Raw genomic sequence first — 15752 nt, 5'->3', positions numbered from 1 at the left:
GCTCTTCGACTTGAGCAATGCGCAGGCCAGCCTCGAGGAACTGCTCACTTTCAGAAGGGCCGCAACAGCCGTCACCCCGGCCGGGAAGAAGGCGTTCGACAAGCGCCTGCCCAACACCGAACCCAAGCTCCGCGAACTCTTCGCGAAACTCCAGGCCACGCACGGAACCGTGCTGGTCGTGGTCGATCAGCCGGCCTCGATCGGCGCCCTGCCGCTGGCCGTGGCCCGGGACATGGGCTGTCCCGTGGCCTACCTGCCCGGCCTGACGATGCGGCGGATCGCCGATCTCTACCCCGGCGAGGCGAAGACGGACGCGAAGGACGCGTTCATCATCGCGGACGCGGCCCGCACGATGCCTCACACGCTGCGGGCGATCGACGGCGAGGACGAGACGATCGCCGAGCTGGAGATGATCGTCGGGTTCGACGACGACCTCGCAGGCGAGGCCACCCGCGTCACCAACCGGCTGCACGGCCTGCTGGCCCAGATCCATCCGTCGCTGGAAGCGGTCCTGGGGCCGCGGTTGCAGCACCCGGCCGTCCTCGCACTGCTGGAACGGTTCGGGTCACCGGCCCAGATCCGCAAGGCCGGCCGTCGGCGGCTGATCACCCTGCTGCGGCCGAAGGCGCCGAGGATGGCCGAGCGGCTGGTCGAGGAGATGTTCGCCGCCCTGGACGGGCAAACCGTCGTCGTCGCAGGGACCGAGGCGGCCGCACTGATCGTCCCGAGCCTGGCCGGATCCCTGGCCGCCATTCTTGACCAGCGGAAACTCCTGGCGGGACGGATCGAGGAACTCCTGGAGGCCCACCCTCTTTCCAAAGTCCTGACGTCCATGCCGGGAGTCGGCGTCAGGACCGGAGCACGGATCCTGATCGAGGTCGGCGACGGCAGCACTTTCCCGACCGCCGGCCACCTCGCCGCCTACGCCGGACTCGCACCGGCAACCCGGAGCTCGGGCTCCTCGATCCGCGGCGAACAGCCCTCCCGGAGAGGAAACAAGCAGCTCAAACGGGCTTTCTTCCTCTCCGCGTTCGCGGCCCTGGGCGACTCGGCATCGCGGACCTACTACGACAAGAAGATCGCCCAGGGCAAGCACCACACCCAGGCACTGCTCTGCCTCGCCCGGCGGCGGGCCGACGTCCTGTTCGCGATGCTCAGAGACGGCACCTTCTACGAACCTCGGACAACCGGAACGAGGTGAGGGCAACCAGCCTGCCTGCGAACCTAGATCGCAGGCGATGACAGCAGCCCTACATGTCGTGAACCTCCACGGAGAACCCCTTCGCAAGGACGGAGTTCAGGTGCTCCGCATGCGCACCCAGCCATTGGCGCGCGTCAGAGAACTTCGCCGTCAGTTCGACGAGCACGTAGTCCTCGGCACCATCTGTGGACCCACCACACACGCAGCAACGGAGACGCTCACTCACCGCACCCGTCCACTCCGATCCGTCCCCGCCCGCTGCCACCGCCTCATCATCAACATGCACGAGCACATGGTCCCAGACGCTCGAGAACAGCCCCATCCGCCTTGACCAAGGAGATAGGGGCACCCCCCCGCGTGGCAGGGCGGAAAGCTCAAGGACTGGGTCGAGGACGTCATCGCGTTCAAGGCCGAGACCACGGGCAGCATCACCGGCCTCGTCCCCAACAGCGCCTCGGCGGCTGCTGCTTGGTCGGTGGACTTCTTCGTCGCCGGAGGAGGCGGAGCCTCGGCGGGACTCGTCCAGATCAGCGACCGGGGCCAGGGCACGGACGCCGACAACCGCATCCGTCGCCAGTTGTTCATGGACGCCGCCTCCAACGAGATCACGGTCTTCCGCGCCTCGTTCGGAGAGACCTCGTCCGGGTCCGCGGTGCTGACCACCATCTCCAGCGCAGGCATCTACGACGGAGGCGGCCACCACATCCGCGTTCAGATCGATCCCGGCACCACCAACACTGCCTGGTCCATCTACATCGATGGCTGCTTGAGGCGTCCGGCACTATGGCCAGCCTCGTCATGAAGGCCGTACGCGACGTCACGTTCAGTTGGTCGCTGATCTCCGGCGGCGGCCTCACCACTACGGACCAGTCGCTCGGCTACGTCACCTACTGGGATGGCAACGGACCCTCGGCCGCGAACATGTACAAGGCGTTCATCGGCTTCCGAGGCGAGAAAGCGGGCGACCATATCGTGCGCCTGGCCAACGAGGCGGGCTACACGGCCTCGGTGGCGGATGAGTTGACGTTCCAGCGGCGCATGGGCATCCAGGGGCCCAAGAAGCTGCTGGAGCTGATGAACGAGGCGTCCCGCACGAACTTCGGGTACCTGCTCGACGCCCGGGACAGAGCCGAGGTCATCCACCGGGGCCACTCCACGTTGTGGAACCAGACGCCCGCGCTGACCCTCGACTTCTCCGCCGGACTCATCTCACCGCCATTCAAGCCGGAGGACGACGACAAGCTCACCGAGAACGACGTGTCGGTGCAGCGCGAGTACGGATCGGCCCCCGCCCGCGAGGTCCTGGAGGACGGCGATCTGTCCGTCCAGAACCCGGAGGACGGCGGGGTGGGCCGCTACGACACCTCGTACACCTACAGCGTCGAGACGGACGCACAGGCCCGTCAGGTCGCCGGGATGCGGCTGCACCTCGGCACGTACAACGGCGTGCGCTACACCCGCATCACCCTCAACCTCGCCAACGCGCGCGTCTTCGCCCTGATCGACGACATCCTCCGGGTCGACGTCGGCGACAAGATCCGGCTCACGGACCTGCCCGCCGACCACGGCCCGGACGATGTCGACGTGTTGGTGGCCGGGTACACCGAGAGCGCCGGACCGGACGCCTGGACCATCACGTTCAACTGCGTGCCCGGCGAACCGTGGAACGCCCTGACGGTCGGCGTTCCCGGCCGCGACCGCATCGACACGGCGGGGTGTCACCTGTCCGCTGGCCTGACGGCGACGGCCACCTCGGTCAGTATGCTGACCACCGCCGTGTACAGGTGGATCGACTCCGCGACGTACCCAGGCGACTTCCCCTTCGACGTACGCACCGGAGGCGAGGTCATGCGGGTGACCGCGTGCACCGGGACCGGACTCGCCCAGACGTTCACCGTGACCAGAGGCATCAACGGCGTCGCCAAGGCCCATTCCTCCGGCCAGGACATCCGCCTGGCCAACCCCGTGTACATCCCGCTCTAGGAGGCGCCGATGACCGTGTTCCTGGCCGGTATGCGGGCCACCGCCGACCGGCTCAACGACAACAGCCTGGACGACTCGACCACCTCCGGGTGTGTCGCGGCCTCCGGGTTCAGCGTGAACACCTTCTCCGGCCGCAAGGTCAACGGGGTCACCACCGTGCACGTGGTGCGCACCTACACCGGCACCACGGTGGCGATCACCCCGGGCGGCAACCTCGCCGACACCACCATGTGCACGCTGCCCGCCAGCTGGTGCCCGCCCGAGGTCATCAACGCGCAGTTCGGCCACGGCTCGATCGACGGCGAATGCACGATCGGCACGACCGGACAGATCACTCTGCGCTCGATCCTCGACGACCTCACCAACGGCCGGAACCTCCGGGTGACCGCCGTCTGGATCAGTGAGAACGCGTAGGGACCTGGCTCTCGCCCCGTACGTCCCTGACGAGAGGAGTCCGTCATGCCTCTGCCCGCTGGTGTGGAGACGGTAGTGGTGTCGTCCGGCGAGCCCCTGTGCCTGCCGGACGGGACGGCCATCCAGGGCCGTCTCATCTTCACCGGACCGGACCTGGTCACCAACGGATCCGACGATCTGGTCCTGGGCGGCGGCATCGAAGTCCCCCTGGTCGCCAGCGAGTTCCAGGTGGAGCTGGTGGCCACAGACGCCACCGGAATGAGCCCGACGGGATGGACGTACACCGTCAGGGCCATGCTGGGGAACGCTCCGGACTGGACGCGGTACATCAGCCTGCCCAAGGGCGCCTCGTCGGTGGTCCTGGCGGACGTGTTGGTCCCGGATCCCGTCCAGGGCTCGTACGCGGTCCTTGTCGACCTGGACAGCGTCACCGCTGCGGACGTCGGTGCGGACCCGGCAGGCACTGCGGCCTCCACCGTGACGAACCATGTGAACGCCTCCGACCCTCACGGGGACCGGGCGTACGCGGACGGCAAGTTCTCTCGGTTCCCGGATGCCCAGGTCTTCACCACGTCGGGCACGTGGACCAAGCCCTCGGGCGCCAGGCTCCTGGAGATCCGTCTCATCGGAGGGGGTGACGGTGGAGGCGGTGGACGCCGCTCGTCGGCCAGCACTATCCGTTGCGGCGGTGGTGGCGGAGCTGGGGGTTCCATGTTCCTCCTGACGTACGACGCTTCGATTCTGCCCGGCACGGTGAGTGTTGCCGTGGGAGCGGGTGGATCAGGCGGTGCCGCCGCCGCAGGCGACTCCCTCAACGGCGGAAACGGTGGGGCCGGCGGTGTGACGTCGTTCGGTCCGTACGCGCGTGTCGGTCAGTCCGCTGGAGGCTCCGGGGGCTCCTCGGCCTCCGGCGCAGGAGGCGCCACGGCCACCGGTACGTCTGCCGGAGGATCGGGTGGGTCCGCCAACACCTCCGGAGGCGTGGGAAGTCCGGGTAACCCCGGTGTCGGTCCCGGTGCCAGTGAAGGTGCCGGAGGAGGCGTCAGCAGTGCGGACGTGCCCAGCAACGGCGGCATCGGAGGCGGTAACGCCGGTAACCAGACCGGTACTGCCGGAGTGGTCGGCGGCAGTGCAGCCGGATCCGCTCCCGACGTACCGACGGCCTCCGGGCTCTCCGGTGGAGGCGGAGGCGGCGGTGCGGCCTCGATCAGCGGGCCGGCCGGATCCGGGGGCAACGGTGCCCTGTACGGGGGTGGAGGCGGCGGCGGAGGCGCTGTACTGAACGGCAGCAACTCGGGAGCCGGGGGCAGTGGCGCCGACGGGATCGCGATCATCATCACGCACTTCTAGGAGTCCCTCATGCCCGTAGACCGCTGGGTCGTCATCGACCTGGATCGCGCGAACAAGACCATCTTGGACGGCCCGTTCAAGTGGGACGGGATCGCCCCGTGGACGCCGCCGACGGCCGGCGAGCTGATGCTCGAAGCAGAGGCATTGTCGGGCGGCTGGCAGTACCCGCAGCCCGAGTACCCGCCGGAGGAGCCGGAATAGCCCCGATCGCGAGGGGGCGGTGCTGGTCGAAATTCCGGACAGGCAGCCCACTGAGGCCTCTATGGTCTTCACATGGTCAAGGGCTGCGTATTCTGCGGAGGCACTCCGCTGACGAAGGAGCACGTGCTCCCGCGCTGGCTAAAGGTCGCGCTCGACCCGACGGTCCGGCGCCACCGGTACATCGCCCTGAGCAACGGTGCGGTGCGACAGCATGACGCTCCTCCGCTGGACTCCCAGGTCAAGATCGTCTGCTCCGGCTGCAACAGCGGCTGGATGAACCAGCTTGAGGAGAACGTCAGGCACTTCCTGCCGGACTTGATTCGAGGGAACCCGTGCGCCCTCAATGCAGTAGAACAACGCGCCCTGGCGGCATGGTCTCTGAAGACCATGCTCATGTTTCAGCACACGCATCCTGCCGAAGTACGAGGCGTCATCCCGACGATGGACTTCGCAACGTTCTACGAGGTACGCGAGCCCAGCAGATCGATGCTCGGCCGCCTGGGCTTCATGAACTACCCGCCTGACGACTCGGTGCCTCTCGTTGACACCGCATGCCAGGGCTACGGAACACCCGAGGTGGGCGGAATCGCATGGATCAACACCCTCAAGATCGGCTGCATGGTGGTGCAGATCATCCGCGCACTCGACCTCGCCGAGGACCACCAGCTTGCCCCCTTTGAGGTCTTGCCATCGCTGCGGCCGATCTGGCCACCAGAGGAACTCGTCGAGTGGCCTCTGTCGGCGGCGATTCCATACGAGTTGATGCCAGCCCTGGGTCGCCCCGACGATCTTAATCTCACGATCATGCCCATCTAGATAGGAATCCGGTCGCACCTGTAGTACAGGCGCCGCTACCGTCCACCTATGGACGATTCGCTCTCCTTCGAGAGCTTCCTTGCTGGGGCCAAAAAGGCTGCCAACGACGCCGTAGATGAACATGGGCGCGGCGACTATGACGACTTCGCTCTCTACGGGGGCGTCGCCATCGAGAAGCTCGCCAAGGCGGTCTTGGTCTCGAAGAACCCGATCTACATTGCTGAGGTGAAGGGTAGTGCGGAGATGCTCTTCCACCTTGGCGGCCACAGAACGGCCGCCAAGGTCCGCACTATCGGGGTGTCAGAGGCCGTTGCGCGGCTGCGAACGCTTGGCGTCCTTGCGCCCGACCGGCAGTTGGACTTGCTGATCGATCTCCGAAACGGCACCGCTCATACGACCGTTGGAGAGCAGGCCAAAGCTCTGCTTCCGACTCTCGCTGAGAACGTGGCCGTCCTGTTGAGCGAAGTCGGTCTCTCCACCGATGAGTTCTGGGATCGCTGGACGAGCTTGGTCAACGTGGCCGTCGACAGGGAGCGCAGTGCGATTCAGAGAGACGTCGAGATCCGGATCAAGCAGGCCCGACACCTCTTCGATGACCGATTTAGTGGGCTACCCGTAGCCGCCAAGGAGCAGATCCTCGAGGAGTTCCCTCCCGATGTGGGTTTCCCAATCAAAACCCTCACTGTCTCGGACTCTCAAGACCGACTGACGGCACTCTTTGTTTCAACAATCTGTCCCGCCTGCGGAGGGCAGGCGCGACTGAGGCTCAATCACGTTGGCACATCCTCGACCGGCGTCAGTCTGATCCCTGACTGGCTCGGGTGCGGCATGTGCAACTTGAAGTTGGAGGGTCAAGAGGAACTGGCGGCATCAGGTGCCGATGTTGAGAAGGCCGCACTGCCTGGTGGAATCCACTTCACCTGGGGAGCAACACTGCCGCTCACATTGAAGATCGGCGAAACATACGCCGGTTGATCGTTCCGGCTCTGGCCCCGGTCCTCCGCCAGTACTTTCGCATGCCCCGACCGCGCCGGGCCTCCCCGCGCCAACCCCGCGAGGAGGCCCCTTGCTGCTCCCTGAGCTGCTCAGACTCGCCACTGAGGACCTTGGCCCCGACATTGGCAAGATGCTGGGGCAGTTCTTCCAGTACGGCATCGTCGGCATCGTCGTGGTGCTGCTGATCATCGGCATTCTCGTACCGAAGTGGGCGATGACCAACCTCATCGTCGACAAGGACGGTTGGCGCGCTGCGTACGAGACCGAGCGCGACGCCCACCAGGCCACGCGCCAGCAGCTCGCGGCGGCCCAGGCCAGCGCCGAGATCGCGACCGAGCAGGGTCAGGCCATGGTCCGGCTCCTCGAAGAGTTCGGGCACCGCCCCCAGACCAACAACCGGAGCGCCTGATGTGGCCCTTCACCCGACGTAGCCACGTCTCCCCCGAATCGGAGACCGCGCAGAGGGCCGCCGAGAAGTCCCTCCGGGATGCGCTGGCCGGGAACCCTGTGTCCGAGGCCCAGCTCAGGAAGAGCCGCCGGGTGGATGAGCAGCTCAAGGCCCACAACAGAGCCAACGCCTACAGCGACTTGATCGAGGGCAGCGTCCTCGGCCGGCTCAGCGACGGCTGAGAGGAGGCCCCGTGTACACACTCGCCCTCTACGTCCTGCTCGGCGTTGGCCTGGCCGCCTCGGTCGGGTTCCTCGCCCTTCACCGCCCCCGGCACCCGTTCCGCATCACCGAGGTGAACGCGTCGGGCTGGGTCATCATCATCGGCCTGATCTACGCCCGGTCGCTCCTGCTGCTGGGAATCCGCGGTGGGTCCTCGTCCGCCGGACCGTGGTGGGACGTCGTCCTGTCGCTCGGCCTCCTGGCGGCCACCACGGGCCTCCTCCTGGTCCGGTTCTTCTCGTACCTCCGGTACCTCCGAGAGGCCCCGCACACGGCCTCCTGAGCCTGTTCCCCCGACCGCATAGCTTCACAGAGCCCCCGATCTCCCTCGTGGAAATCGGGGGCTCTTCTTGCGTTTTGGCGGGCCCCTCGTGGTCTTGACGCGGTTACTCCAATGGGTAACCGTCGTAGAAGCCTGTAGAAGCCAGAGGATTTGGGGAGAGCCATGACGCTACGGTTCATCGCAAAAGACCCGACGACGAACGGGGACAACTGCCCGACCGTCTGGGTCGACGAGGAGACCAAGGACTTCGTCATCCAGGGCTGGAAGGCCGACGAGGCGACGGAGCGGGAGTGCCTGGAGACGGGCGGTATCCCCGACACCGAAGCCGTCGTCCGCCTCCCTGCCCGTATGGTGGCCGCGATCAGGGAGGCGTGTGATGCCGCAGACGGTCCCGCCGTTCGCTGAGCTGCTGGCCAACTGCCGTCACAGCGCTGTCCACCTGGAGACCCGGGACGTCTACGGGGTGGAGAACGAGGACGAGGACTTCGCGGCTTGGCGAGCCGGCCAGCGGCACACCCCGCAGAACCGGGACGAGTGGTGGAACGACTTCCACTCCTCTGTGGCCGAGGCCGTCGAGCGGGGCGTGAAGGTCCGCCGGGCCCGGGTCGTCTCCGAGCCGCTCTCGGAGTACGTACGGTACGAGCACGTCAGCACGTTCCAGAACGTCCTGGCGGGCGAGGAGGTCCGGTGGCTCCCGCGTCGGCTCGCCTCGGACCTGCTGATCCCGGGCAACGACCTCTGGCTCTTCGACAACGACCTGATCCGGTTCGGCCTCTTCTCCGGTGACGGGGCCTTCGTTGGCCATACCCTCAGCGACGATCCCACCCTGATCAAGAGCGTCTCCGAGGCGTTCGAGAGCATCTGGAACCGAGCCCTCCCGCACGACCGCTACACCACCTGAGCGAGGAATGACCGAGTCACCGACAGCCGCCGTACAAGCTGCCCGGCTTCAACTGGCCGTCCGCCTGCGGGAGATCCGCAAGGAGGCTGGTCTGTCGGCAACGGAGCTTGCACGGCGGCTGGATTGGTATCCCTCGAAGGTCTCCCGCATCGAGCACGCCCGAACCCCTCCGGCCATAGCCGACATCCGGGCCTGGTGTGCGGCCTGCGGGGCTGAGAGCGCGGCGAACGACCTGGTGGCCTCCGCGCAGTCCGCAGACTCGATGTACATGGAGTGGCGCCGGGTGCAGCGCACCGGCTTGCGACACCTCCAGGAGTCCCGGGTCGAGTTGTACGAGCGAACCCGGCTGTTCCGGATCTACTGCTCCACCGTGATCCCCGGGCTCCTCCAGACACCCTCGTACGCCACGGCACTCCTCAACTCGATCTCCCGCTTCCACCGGACGCCGAACGACGTGGACGAGGCCGTAGAAGCCCGGATGCGCCGCTCCCGGGTGCTCTTCATCAACGGCAACCGGTTCTCCGTGCTGATCGAGGAGTCAGTTCTCCGCTACCAGGTGGGCGACTCCGAAACGATGGCGGGCCAACTCGGGTATCTGCTCACCCTCATGTCTCTGCCGTCGGTGAGCCTCGGCGTAATCCCCTTCTCCGCTTCACGGTCGCTCTGGACCCTGGAGACCTTCAACGTCTTCGACGACGCGCGGGTCCATGTCGAACTGCTGTCGGCAGCCGTCAAGATCACCGCTCCCGGTGAGGTCGAGCAGTACGTCAGAGCCTCCCAGGAGATGGCCGAGATGGCGGTCTACGGAACTGCCGCGCGAGACCTGATCACCGGTGCCATTGCCCATCTGGGGCAGTCACCGTAGAAAATCGTAGAAGAATGTGGAGGCATCACCGGCGCCTTCCCTACGGTCACAGCACACCGCTCATCTTGCGCCTCTGGAACGGTCTGTGACGCACAGTCGGGCGGCATCCCTGGACGTTCGACAGCCGACGAGGTCCCGATGCCAGTGACCACCACACCCCGCCCGACAGGGCACGCCGGGTACTCCGAGACCTTCCCTGCGGTGGAGGAGAGCGCCGAGGCCGCCCGCAAGCTCGTCAGGATCGCGCTGGCCGCCTGGAACCTGGACGATCTGGCGGACTCGGGAGTCGTCCTCGTCACCGAGCTGGTGGCCAACGCGGTCAAGCACACCAACACCCGGCACATCCGGGTCGTCGTCTCCAGGCCGAGTGAGCGCTTCGTACGAATCGGCGTGACCGACAAGGCCCGCGTGATGCCGGAGATGGCCAAACGCGGTGACGACCTCCTCACCAGCGGCCGGGGGCTCCTCCTGATCGACGCCCTGGCCGACCGCTGGGGAACGGACATGCACCACTGGGGGAAGCTCGTCTGGGCCGAACTGCACTGTGAGCCGGCCGCATGACCGAGGACGAGGAACTGCCCCGGGTGTGGGTCGGCGATCAGGTGCACGACGGCGACGTGGACCGCGAGGGGATCGTCACCGACGTGAAGAGCGGGACGTACATCCTGCGGCCCGTCCACACGTTCTGGGCGGGCACCTGGACGGCCCCCAGCGACGAGAAGCTGGAGGTCACCCTCTCGCGCGAGGAGCGCCTCCGACGACGCCGGGAGGAGGGCTGGTGACCTCGCTCCCCGAGCACGTCCCCACGGACCGCATGGGCGTCCTCCTGGCGGCCTACGAGTACGAGTTGGGTTGCTGCCGTTGCCCGCGCAAGAGCGCCCAGGTGGCCCGCATCGGCGAGATCACGAGCGAGGAGGGCGAGACCCTCTGTACGCCTGCCGGGAGTGCGTGCAGGAGCTGCTCGTCATACACGAGCGCGGCATGGAGCGGATGGACACCCGGCCCCGGATCGTCCAGATCCCCAGAATTCCCAAAGCCCCTCGCGGGTAGCAGCCCATCGGCCAAGGAGGCTCCCCCTCCTTACCTGCGAGGAGAAGAGGCCCCGAATCGTCTCGCAGCGATCGGGGCCTCTTCGCGTCTCAACTCTGCTCGTCGTCCCGGGAGAAAAGCACTTCACGCTTCTCCATCCACCTGTACGACCAGTGCATATCGGCGGTGATCGTCTTGACGCTCCCCTCGGGGAACTCCTTCGTTGCCGCCGCCACAGCTGCTTCGACGGCCGCGTTGTAGGCGGCCTTGATCCGGGCCTCGCCCACCGTGGAGTTGGGGGTCTGGAGGTCGAAGTCGAGCGTGATCGTCAGGTGCTTGGGCGCGGGGTCTTGTGCCATGGTCCCTCCCCTTGATGGCGTGCAGGATCGTCAGTATCAGGTCGATAAGCGATCACCGCTATTGAACGGCCCCAAAAACCCTCAAGTAGCTGTGCTAATCCAAAACCGTGATGTGCCACCAACATCGCAGCCGGCCTCCGTCGCAACGCCCGCGACCCACAGCGCCCGCTGGCTCTCCTCAGCCTCGCGTGATCACAAACCGGACCTCGCACGGCGGGTGGTCCGCCCGGTCCGACGCCCGCGGTGAGCCCCGTCCGAATATTCCCTTGATCCGCCGCAGCCCAAGCGGAAAGCTTTCACGGGGCTGCAAGTGCCGCTGACCGCCAGTGCGTACTTCAACGTCCCGGGAGTGTCCACCAATGCCAGATCTCGTGCCCGCGCTGCCGCCGGGCTACCGGGCACGCCCAGCAACAGCCGATGATATCGGCGCCATCCATCGCCTCGTCGCGGCCTGCGAGTGCGAGCTGTATCGCCGGGTACAGTCCGACCTCGGCAGCATTGCCGCCGTCCTCGCCCGGCCTGGGCTGATCCCACAGCTCGACACGCTGCTGATCCACGACCAGGCGGGGCAGCTGGCCGCCCGCGCCTGGATAAACCGACGCTCTGAGGTGGATGTCCATCCCCAACACCGGGGCCGCGGTCTCGGCACCCTGCTACTGGACTGGGCCGAAGCCCGGGCCCGCCAGGCAGGAAGTGAACCGATCGTCCAGATCGTGCCGGACAACGACACGGACGCCGTCACGCTGCTGCGCTGCCGCGGATACGCCCCAATGGCGACCGAATGGGTGCTGGAGTACGCCATGCGCGAGGAGCCGGCGGTGCCCGAAGCCCCTGCGGGTATTACGGCGAGACCGTTCCGCTCCGGCGACGAGCATGACGTGCACCAGCTCATCGAGGACGCCTTCGATGAATGGCAGCAGCGACGTGAGAGCTACCAGGAATGGGCCCAACACACCGTCGAACGCCCTACCTTCGCCCCTGAGACGTCAGCACTGGCGTTCGCCGGCGACCAACTGGTCGGCGCTGTGATCTCGTTGGACCTGTCTGAGACCGGCGAAGGCTACATCGAGCAGGTCGCTGTGCACCGCGACCACCGAAACCAGGGCATCGCGCGCCTACTGCTGCGTCACGCCTTTCGCGCCTTCCATCGGCTGGGGCGCAGGACCTGCATCCTCGGGACGCACACCGATACAGGTGCGCTCACCCTGTACCTACGCGTGGGCATGACTGTTCGACACAGCTCCACGATATACCGGAAGAATCTGCGGACTGCCTAGTGCGGTGATCAGACTCGGGCGTCGAGAACTCCACGATCTTGGACGGCCATGCCTGTTCTGCTACCCGACGCACAGGAGTCGGCAGATCGCCACGAACCGGGCGCCCAACGACTACGCCGAAGCCCTGGATTAAGTGGGGCGACTAGCGGCAGTGGTCGATTTCAAAGATCCCCATCAACGACCCGACGACTGCCGCCGTACCCGCTATTGATCCACCCCGGCAAAAGAGCGCGGATCCACCCCCGATCCCACCCCCGCGTCCGATCGACACAGACCAGCAGAACGCCTGCCCCCTCCCCCGGGCCCACCCTCTCCGAAGCCACTTCCAAAGACACACCCGCCGACCATCCGCAGCTTCTCCACTCCGAACGTGAACGTCCGGGGTCGAAAACATCCCCTGCGCACGGACAAACTCGCCATCGCCTACCGGGCCGCACTCCACCTCGCCTCCATGCTGATCCAGGCCCACAGGTGAGCCAGCTCCCTAGCTGAACTGATCACGGTGAGCCCACCCGATGGCCCCTGCGCCTGCGCGAAGATCAACCCGTGGACGACCTTGTGAACTTCCTTCGGGACCGCAACATGGAGGACAACCACGCCTATGCCGAGGTGGCCCACCGCTTGGGCACCGACGCCCCCCTCGACAGCCACCTGCCGATGCCCGACCTGCCGGCCAGGCACTACCAGGCAATGGACCCGGCGGATTCACGTCACACAGGGCTCGCGCACGCGCTCAAAATGCTGGCACAGTCATACGCCGAGCACCCCCAATACCGCCAGGAGTGGCGTCCGCAGGCCGACCAAAGAGACACGCCCTAGCGGAGATCTGAGCCGCTACGACGCGATGGTGCTGGTCGCGGCTCTGAACGAGTGGCTGTGATCAGCACCCTGGCAACACTCCCAAGTACCGCTTGTTCGCGCCGCAGTTGACGGCCGAGATCGTCGAGCTGTGCCGCAACGGACCGCACTCGGGGCGTCACCAGCACGCCAATGGCGTCCGTCAGAGCGGAACAGGCTCAGTTCGGGACTACTGCTGCATCGCGGCCATGCGTTCTCGCCAGGCTGCGGTGTCGCTGTGCACGGCTGCATCGACAGCCTTGTGCGCCTGCTGCAGCGGGAGGTCCGTCGTGAAGACCGCAGTTCCCGGCTCCTGCCGCCAGGAGCGGTCGAGATCGCCGGCGTCGAATCCGTCGAAGCCGAGCTCGTCCAGCAGTGCGATGACGGTCTGCTTGGCGGTCGCGTCGGCACCGGACACCGGAGCGGCGATCCGCTGGGAATCCCCGTGCGTCCGGCCGCCGGAGGCGAGGCTGGCGGCTCCGATGGTGTTGAACGCTTTGATGATGGGCCGCCGCAGCTGCTGCTCGACCCAGAGACTCTCCGCGAGCCCCTCGTCGATCGCGGCAATGTGCTCGTCGCGCAGTCCGGGTACGTAGTTGCTGGTGTCGACGATGATGGCGTCGGCCGGCAGATGCTTGTCGATGGTGCGGCCCAGTTCTGGCAGCGCACCTATCGGAACGCTGATGATCAGCACTCGGGCACGAGTGATGGCCTCGGTTGTCTCGGCCGCTGTGGCGCCGGTCTCGTCTGCGAGCTGTGCGAGGGATGCGGGTCCGCGGGAGTTCGCGACCGTCACCGTGTGGCCGCGCCGGGCCAGTTGGCGTGCCAACGTGCCGCCGATGCTTCCGCTTCCGATGATGGCGATGTCCATGGTTTTGCTGCTTCCTCTTCGTCGTCCTCGGGTTCTACCGGCCGCCGCAAGAGCGGTTCCGGTCCTGTTCTCCGATGGGCCGGGCCACTTCACCGGGTCCGGAGTCCGTCCAGGACCACGGCGAGGTGTGCCGTCCTGGCCCGGCCCGTGTCCAGGTCGCGCGGCAACGCGGAGACGATGGCGAGCACATCGGTGGAGGAGATGTCGTGGCGCACTCGCGCGTGTTCCTGGGCCCGGCGGAACAGCACGTCGAATGCGTCCCTCATCGGCGCGCACAGTTCCTCCACGGGCGATCCGTCCGCAAGCAGTGCGGTGCTGAGGCGGGCACTCATCCCGCGATACTCGGCGCCGATCTCCTCGTAGGCGCGGATCCACTCCACCATCGCCTCCCAGGGGTCCACGGCGTTCGTTCGGGTCTCGGCGGCCTCGACGAGGGCGTTCACCTGCGTGCGGAGGATCGCCGCGAACAGGTGCTCGCGCGTGGGGAAGCGGCGATGCATCGTGGCCCGGCCCACACCCGCCCTTCTGGGGATCTCGTCGAGCGGGGCGTCTGCTCCCAGGTCTCGGAAGACCTCCTTCGCGGCGGCGAGGAGGGCGTTCACGTTCCGTGTCGCGTCGGCTCGCATCACCCGGTTGTCGGTCGTCATGGTTCGACGCTACCACCTAAGTGGGCATAGTGCCCACTTATGGGTTAACGTGAGGACACACCGTCCACTTCGACATAGGAGCGCAGACATGAGTCAGAGGATCTGGCATATCGGCGTGGCCGTCGATGACCTGGAGAGGGGAAAGAAGGAGTTCACCGACGTGTTCGGGCTCTCCTGGCGTCCCACCCGGGTGCGCCGGCTGACCCTGACCGACGCGCAGGGCGCCGACCACGAGGTCGAGTGCCACGTGACCTTTTCGCAGGGCGGCCCATTCGCCGTCGAGCTGTGGGAGGCGATCCCGGGCACGCCGCTGGCGGCTCCGCCGGGCGGGGGCGTTCACCACATCGGCTACTGGGTGAAGGACACGGCCCAGGAGAACGAACGGCTGACGGCCCTGGGACTCGGCCCCTACGCGACCGTCGGCCACCGACCGTTGCTCAATACCGGGCCGTCCGGAACGATCGTGGAACTGTGCGATCTGCACAGCGACCGCCCGCAGTTGCGTGACCTGTTCCCGGCCGGCTCGCAGTACGCCGGACCACCCGTCCTCGACTCCGCCCTGTGAACGGGCACACGCATACACATCGCACACTCCACCGCGTACTGCTCCTTGCAGTCGCCCCTGTCGAACTCGGGTGGGCACCCACCGCTTGAGCCGAGCTTCCCGCGGTGGCGGAGTCGGCCAGCCCTCTCGGGAATGCCACCGGCCGGCGGTGACCCAGCAGGGACAGTGGCTCTGCACCTGCTCCAGGGCCGGCTGCAGCATGATGGTCAGCCCGCCGCGCAAGCGGCCGAGGCCGTGATCGTCCCTCCCGGTGAAGATGCCGCCGGAAGGCTCTTCCTGCAGAGCCCTCCTTTGCGTCCTCCGGCGGCGTGCTGATGGGCGCGGGGATTGTGCAGTCCACACTGACATCCCAGGCCATCACGCCCTTCGCATCGGCCTCAGCCTGCGGCCGCATGAAGACTCATTGAGCTTCTTCAGCGTTGCAACTCCAGTGTGAGGACGGCCTTGGCGATTGACGTCATGCGGTTGGGGCTGCAGCGGGACCTGC

General features: G+C 66.7%; 22 protein-coding genes. 19 read left to right on the top strand and 3 right to left on the bottom strand.

The window, feature by feature from the left end; all coding sequences use genetic code 11:
* Nucleotides 1–10: 10 nt before the first annotated feature.
* From ACWDR3_RS43400 to ACWDR3_RS43325, 16 genes are all read left to right on the top strand, one after another.
* Nucleotides 11–1201 (top strand): IS110 family transposase, encoded by a 1191-nt coding sequence (locus tag ACWDR3_RS43400; RefSeq protein WP_450358191.1) that lies wholly within the window; start codon nucleotides 11–13, stop codon nucleotides 1199–1201.
* A gap of 475 nt (nucleotides 1202–1676) precedes the next feature.
* Nucleotides 1677–2003, top strand: coding sequence for a hypothetical protein (locus tag ACWDR3_RS43395; RefSeq protein WP_450358190.1), 327 nt, complete (start codon nucleotides 1677–1679; stop codon nucleotides 2001–2003).
* Entirely contained in the window at nucleotides 1985–3184 is a 1200-nt protein-coding gene (locus ACWDR3_RS43390) for a hypothetical protein (RefSeq protein ID WP_450358188.1), read from the top strand. The genes ACWDR3_RS43395 and ACWDR3_RS43390 overlap by 19 nt, the downstream gene beginning before the upstream one ends.
* Before the next feature lie 9 nt (nucleotides 3185–3193).
* Nucleotides 3194–3598: a hypothetical protein gene (locus ACWDR3_RS43385; protein WP_450358186.1), complete on the top strand. Its 405-nt coding sequence runs from the start codon at nucleotides 3194–3196 to the stop codon at nucleotides 3596–3598.
* 45 nt (nucleotides 3599–3643) lie between these two features.
* Nucleotides 3644–4948: a glycine-rich domain-containing protein gene (locus ACWDR3_RS43380; RefSeq protein WP_450358184.1), complete on the top strand. Its 1305-nt coding sequence runs from the start codon at nucleotides 3644–3646 to the stop codon at nucleotides 4946–4948.
* Nucleotides 4949–4957: 9 nt separating this feature from the next.
* Complete coding sequence (locus ACWDR3_RS43375; protein WP_450358182.1) at nucleotides 4958–5149, top strand: hypothetical protein; 192 nt, start codon at nucleotides 4958–4960, stop codon at nucleotides 5147–5149.
* Between the two features lie 72 nt (nucleotides 5150–5221).
* Entirely contained in the window at nucleotides 5222–5965 is a 744-nt protein-coding gene (locus tag ACWDR3_RS43370) for a hypothetical protein (RefSeq protein WP_450358181.1), read from the top strand.
* Nucleotides 5966–6013: 48 nt separating this feature from the next.
* On the top strand, nucleotides 6014–6940 hold the full coding sequence (locus ACWDR3_RS43365; RefSeq protein WP_450358180.1) for a hypothetical protein: 927 nt from the start codon (nucleotides 6014–6016) through the stop codon (nucleotides 6938–6940).
* Nucleotides 6941–7031: 91 nt separating this feature from the next.
* Nucleotides 7032–7370 carry a hypothetical protein gene (locus ACWDR3_RS43360; RefSeq protein WP_450358178.1) on the top strand — a complete coding sequence of 113 codons (339 nt, stop codon included), beginning with the start codon at nucleotides 7032–7034 and terminating at the stop codon, nucleotides 7368–7370.
* Nucleotides 7370–7591 carry a DUF7620 family protein gene (locus ACWDR3_RS43355; RefSeq protein ID WP_450358177.1) on the top strand — a complete coding sequence of 74 codons (222 nt, stop codon included), beginning with the start codon at nucleotides 7370–7372 and terminating at the stop codon, nucleotides 7589–7591. Before ACWDR3_RS43360 ends, ACWDR3_RS43355 begins: the two co-directional genes overlap by 1 nt.
* Nucleotides 7592–7602: 11 nt before the next feature.
* Nucleotides 7603–7914 carry a hypothetical protein gene (locus tag ACWDR3_RS43350; RefSeq protein ID WP_450358173.1) on the top strand — a complete coding sequence of 104 codons (312 nt, stop codon included), beginning with the start codon at nucleotides 7603–7605 and terminating at the stop codon, nucleotides 7912–7914.
* A gap of 162 nt (nucleotides 7915–8076) precedes the next feature.
* The gene (locus ACWDR3_RS43345) at nucleotides 8077–8319 is read left to right on the top strand and encodes a hypothetical protein (protein WP_450358172.1); all 243 of its coding nucleotides are present in this window, start codon (nucleotides 8077–8079) and stop codon (nucleotides 8317–8319) included.
* Nucleotides 8291–8815: a DUF6879 family protein gene (locus tag ACWDR3_RS43340; RefSeq protein ID WP_450358170.1), complete on the top strand. Its 525-nt coding sequence runs from the start codon at nucleotides 8291–8293 to the stop codon at nucleotides 8813–8815. Before ACWDR3_RS43345 ends, ACWDR3_RS43340 begins: the two co-directional genes overlap by 29 nt.
* A gap of 7 nt (nucleotides 8816–8822) precedes the next feature.
* Nucleotides 8823–9680 (top strand): helix-turn-helix domain-containing protein, encoded by an 858-nt coding sequence (locus ACWDR3_RS43335; protein WP_450358168.1) that lies wholly within the window; start codon nucleotides 8823–8825, stop codon nucleotides 9678–9680.
* Between the two features lie 138 nt (nucleotides 9681–9818).
* Nucleotides 9819–10241 carry an ATP-binding protein gene (locus ACWDR3_RS43330; protein WP_450358166.1) on the top strand — a complete coding sequence of 141 codons (423 nt, stop codon included), beginning with the start codon at nucleotides 9819–9821 and terminating at the stop codon, nucleotides 10239–10241.
* Nucleotides 10238–10462, top strand: coding sequence for a hypothetical protein (locus ACWDR3_RS43325; RefSeq protein ID WP_450358165.1), 225 nt, complete (start codon nucleotides 10238–10240; stop codon nucleotides 10460–10462). The genes ACWDR3_RS43330 and ACWDR3_RS43325 overlap by 4 nt, the downstream gene beginning before the upstream one ends.
* A gap of 357 nt (nucleotides 10463–10819) precedes the next feature.
* Here ACWDR3_RS43325 and ACWDR3_RS43320 read toward each other — a convergent pair whose 3' ends face one another.
* Entirely contained in the window at nucleotides 10820–11068 is a 249-nt protein-coding gene (locus tag ACWDR3_RS43320) for a hypothetical protein (protein ID WP_450358163.1), read from the bottom strand.
* 359 nt (nucleotides 11069–11427) lie between these two features.
* Between ACWDR3_RS43320 and ACWDR3_RS43315 the strand changes: the two genes are divergently transcribed.
* Both ACWDR3_RS43315 and ACWDR3_RS43310 read left to right on the top strand, forming a co-directional pair.
* Nucleotides 11428–12345 carry a GNAT family N-acetyltransferase gene (locus ACWDR3_RS43315; RefSeq protein ID WP_450358162.1) on the top strand — a complete coding sequence of 306 codons (918 nt, stop codon included), beginning with the start codon at nucleotides 11428–11430 and terminating at the stop codon, nucleotides 12343–12345.
* A gap of 546 nt (nucleotides 12346–12891) precedes the next feature.
* Nucleotides 12892–13164 (top strand): DUF6221 family protein, encoded by a 273-nt coding sequence (locus ACWDR3_RS43310; protein WP_450358160.1) that lies wholly within the window; start codon nucleotides 12892–12894, stop codon nucleotides 13162–13164.
* 208 nt (nucleotides 13165–13372) lie between these two features.
* On the opposite strand, the gene ACWDR3_RS43305 is transcribed toward ACWDR3_RS43310, so the two are convergent.
* Together ACWDR3_RS43305 and ACWDR3_RS43300 are read right to left on the bottom strand one after the other, a co-directional pair.
* Nucleotides 13373–14053 carry an NADPH-dependent F420 reductase gene (locus ACWDR3_RS43305; protein WP_450358159.1) on the bottom strand — a complete coding sequence of 227 codons (681 nt, stop codon included), beginning with the start codon at nucleotides 14051–14053 and terminating at the stop codon, nucleotides 13373–13375.
* Between the two features lie 89 nt (nucleotides 14054–14142).
* The gene (locus ACWDR3_RS43300) at nucleotides 14143–14700 is read right to left on the bottom strand and encodes a TetR/AcrR family transcriptional regulator (RefSeq protein ID WP_450358157.1); all 558 of its coding nucleotides are present in this window, start codon (nucleotides 14698–14700) and stop codon (nucleotides 14143–14145) included.
* Between the two features lie 88 nt (nucleotides 14701–14788).
* Between ACWDR3_RS43300 and ACWDR3_RS43295 the strand changes: the two genes are divergently transcribed.
* Nucleotides 14789–15265, top strand: coding sequence for a VOC family protein (locus ACWDR3_RS43295; RefSeq protein WP_450358155.1), 477 nt, complete (start codon nucleotides 14789–14791; stop codon nucleotides 15263–15265).
* Nucleotides 15266–15752: the final 487 nt, after the last annotated feature.

It is taken from the genome of Streptomyces sp. NPDC001002, from assembly GCF_053599215.1.
Note: the sequence above shows the minus strand (reverse complement) of the source record. Positions and strands in the feature narration are given on the sequence as shown.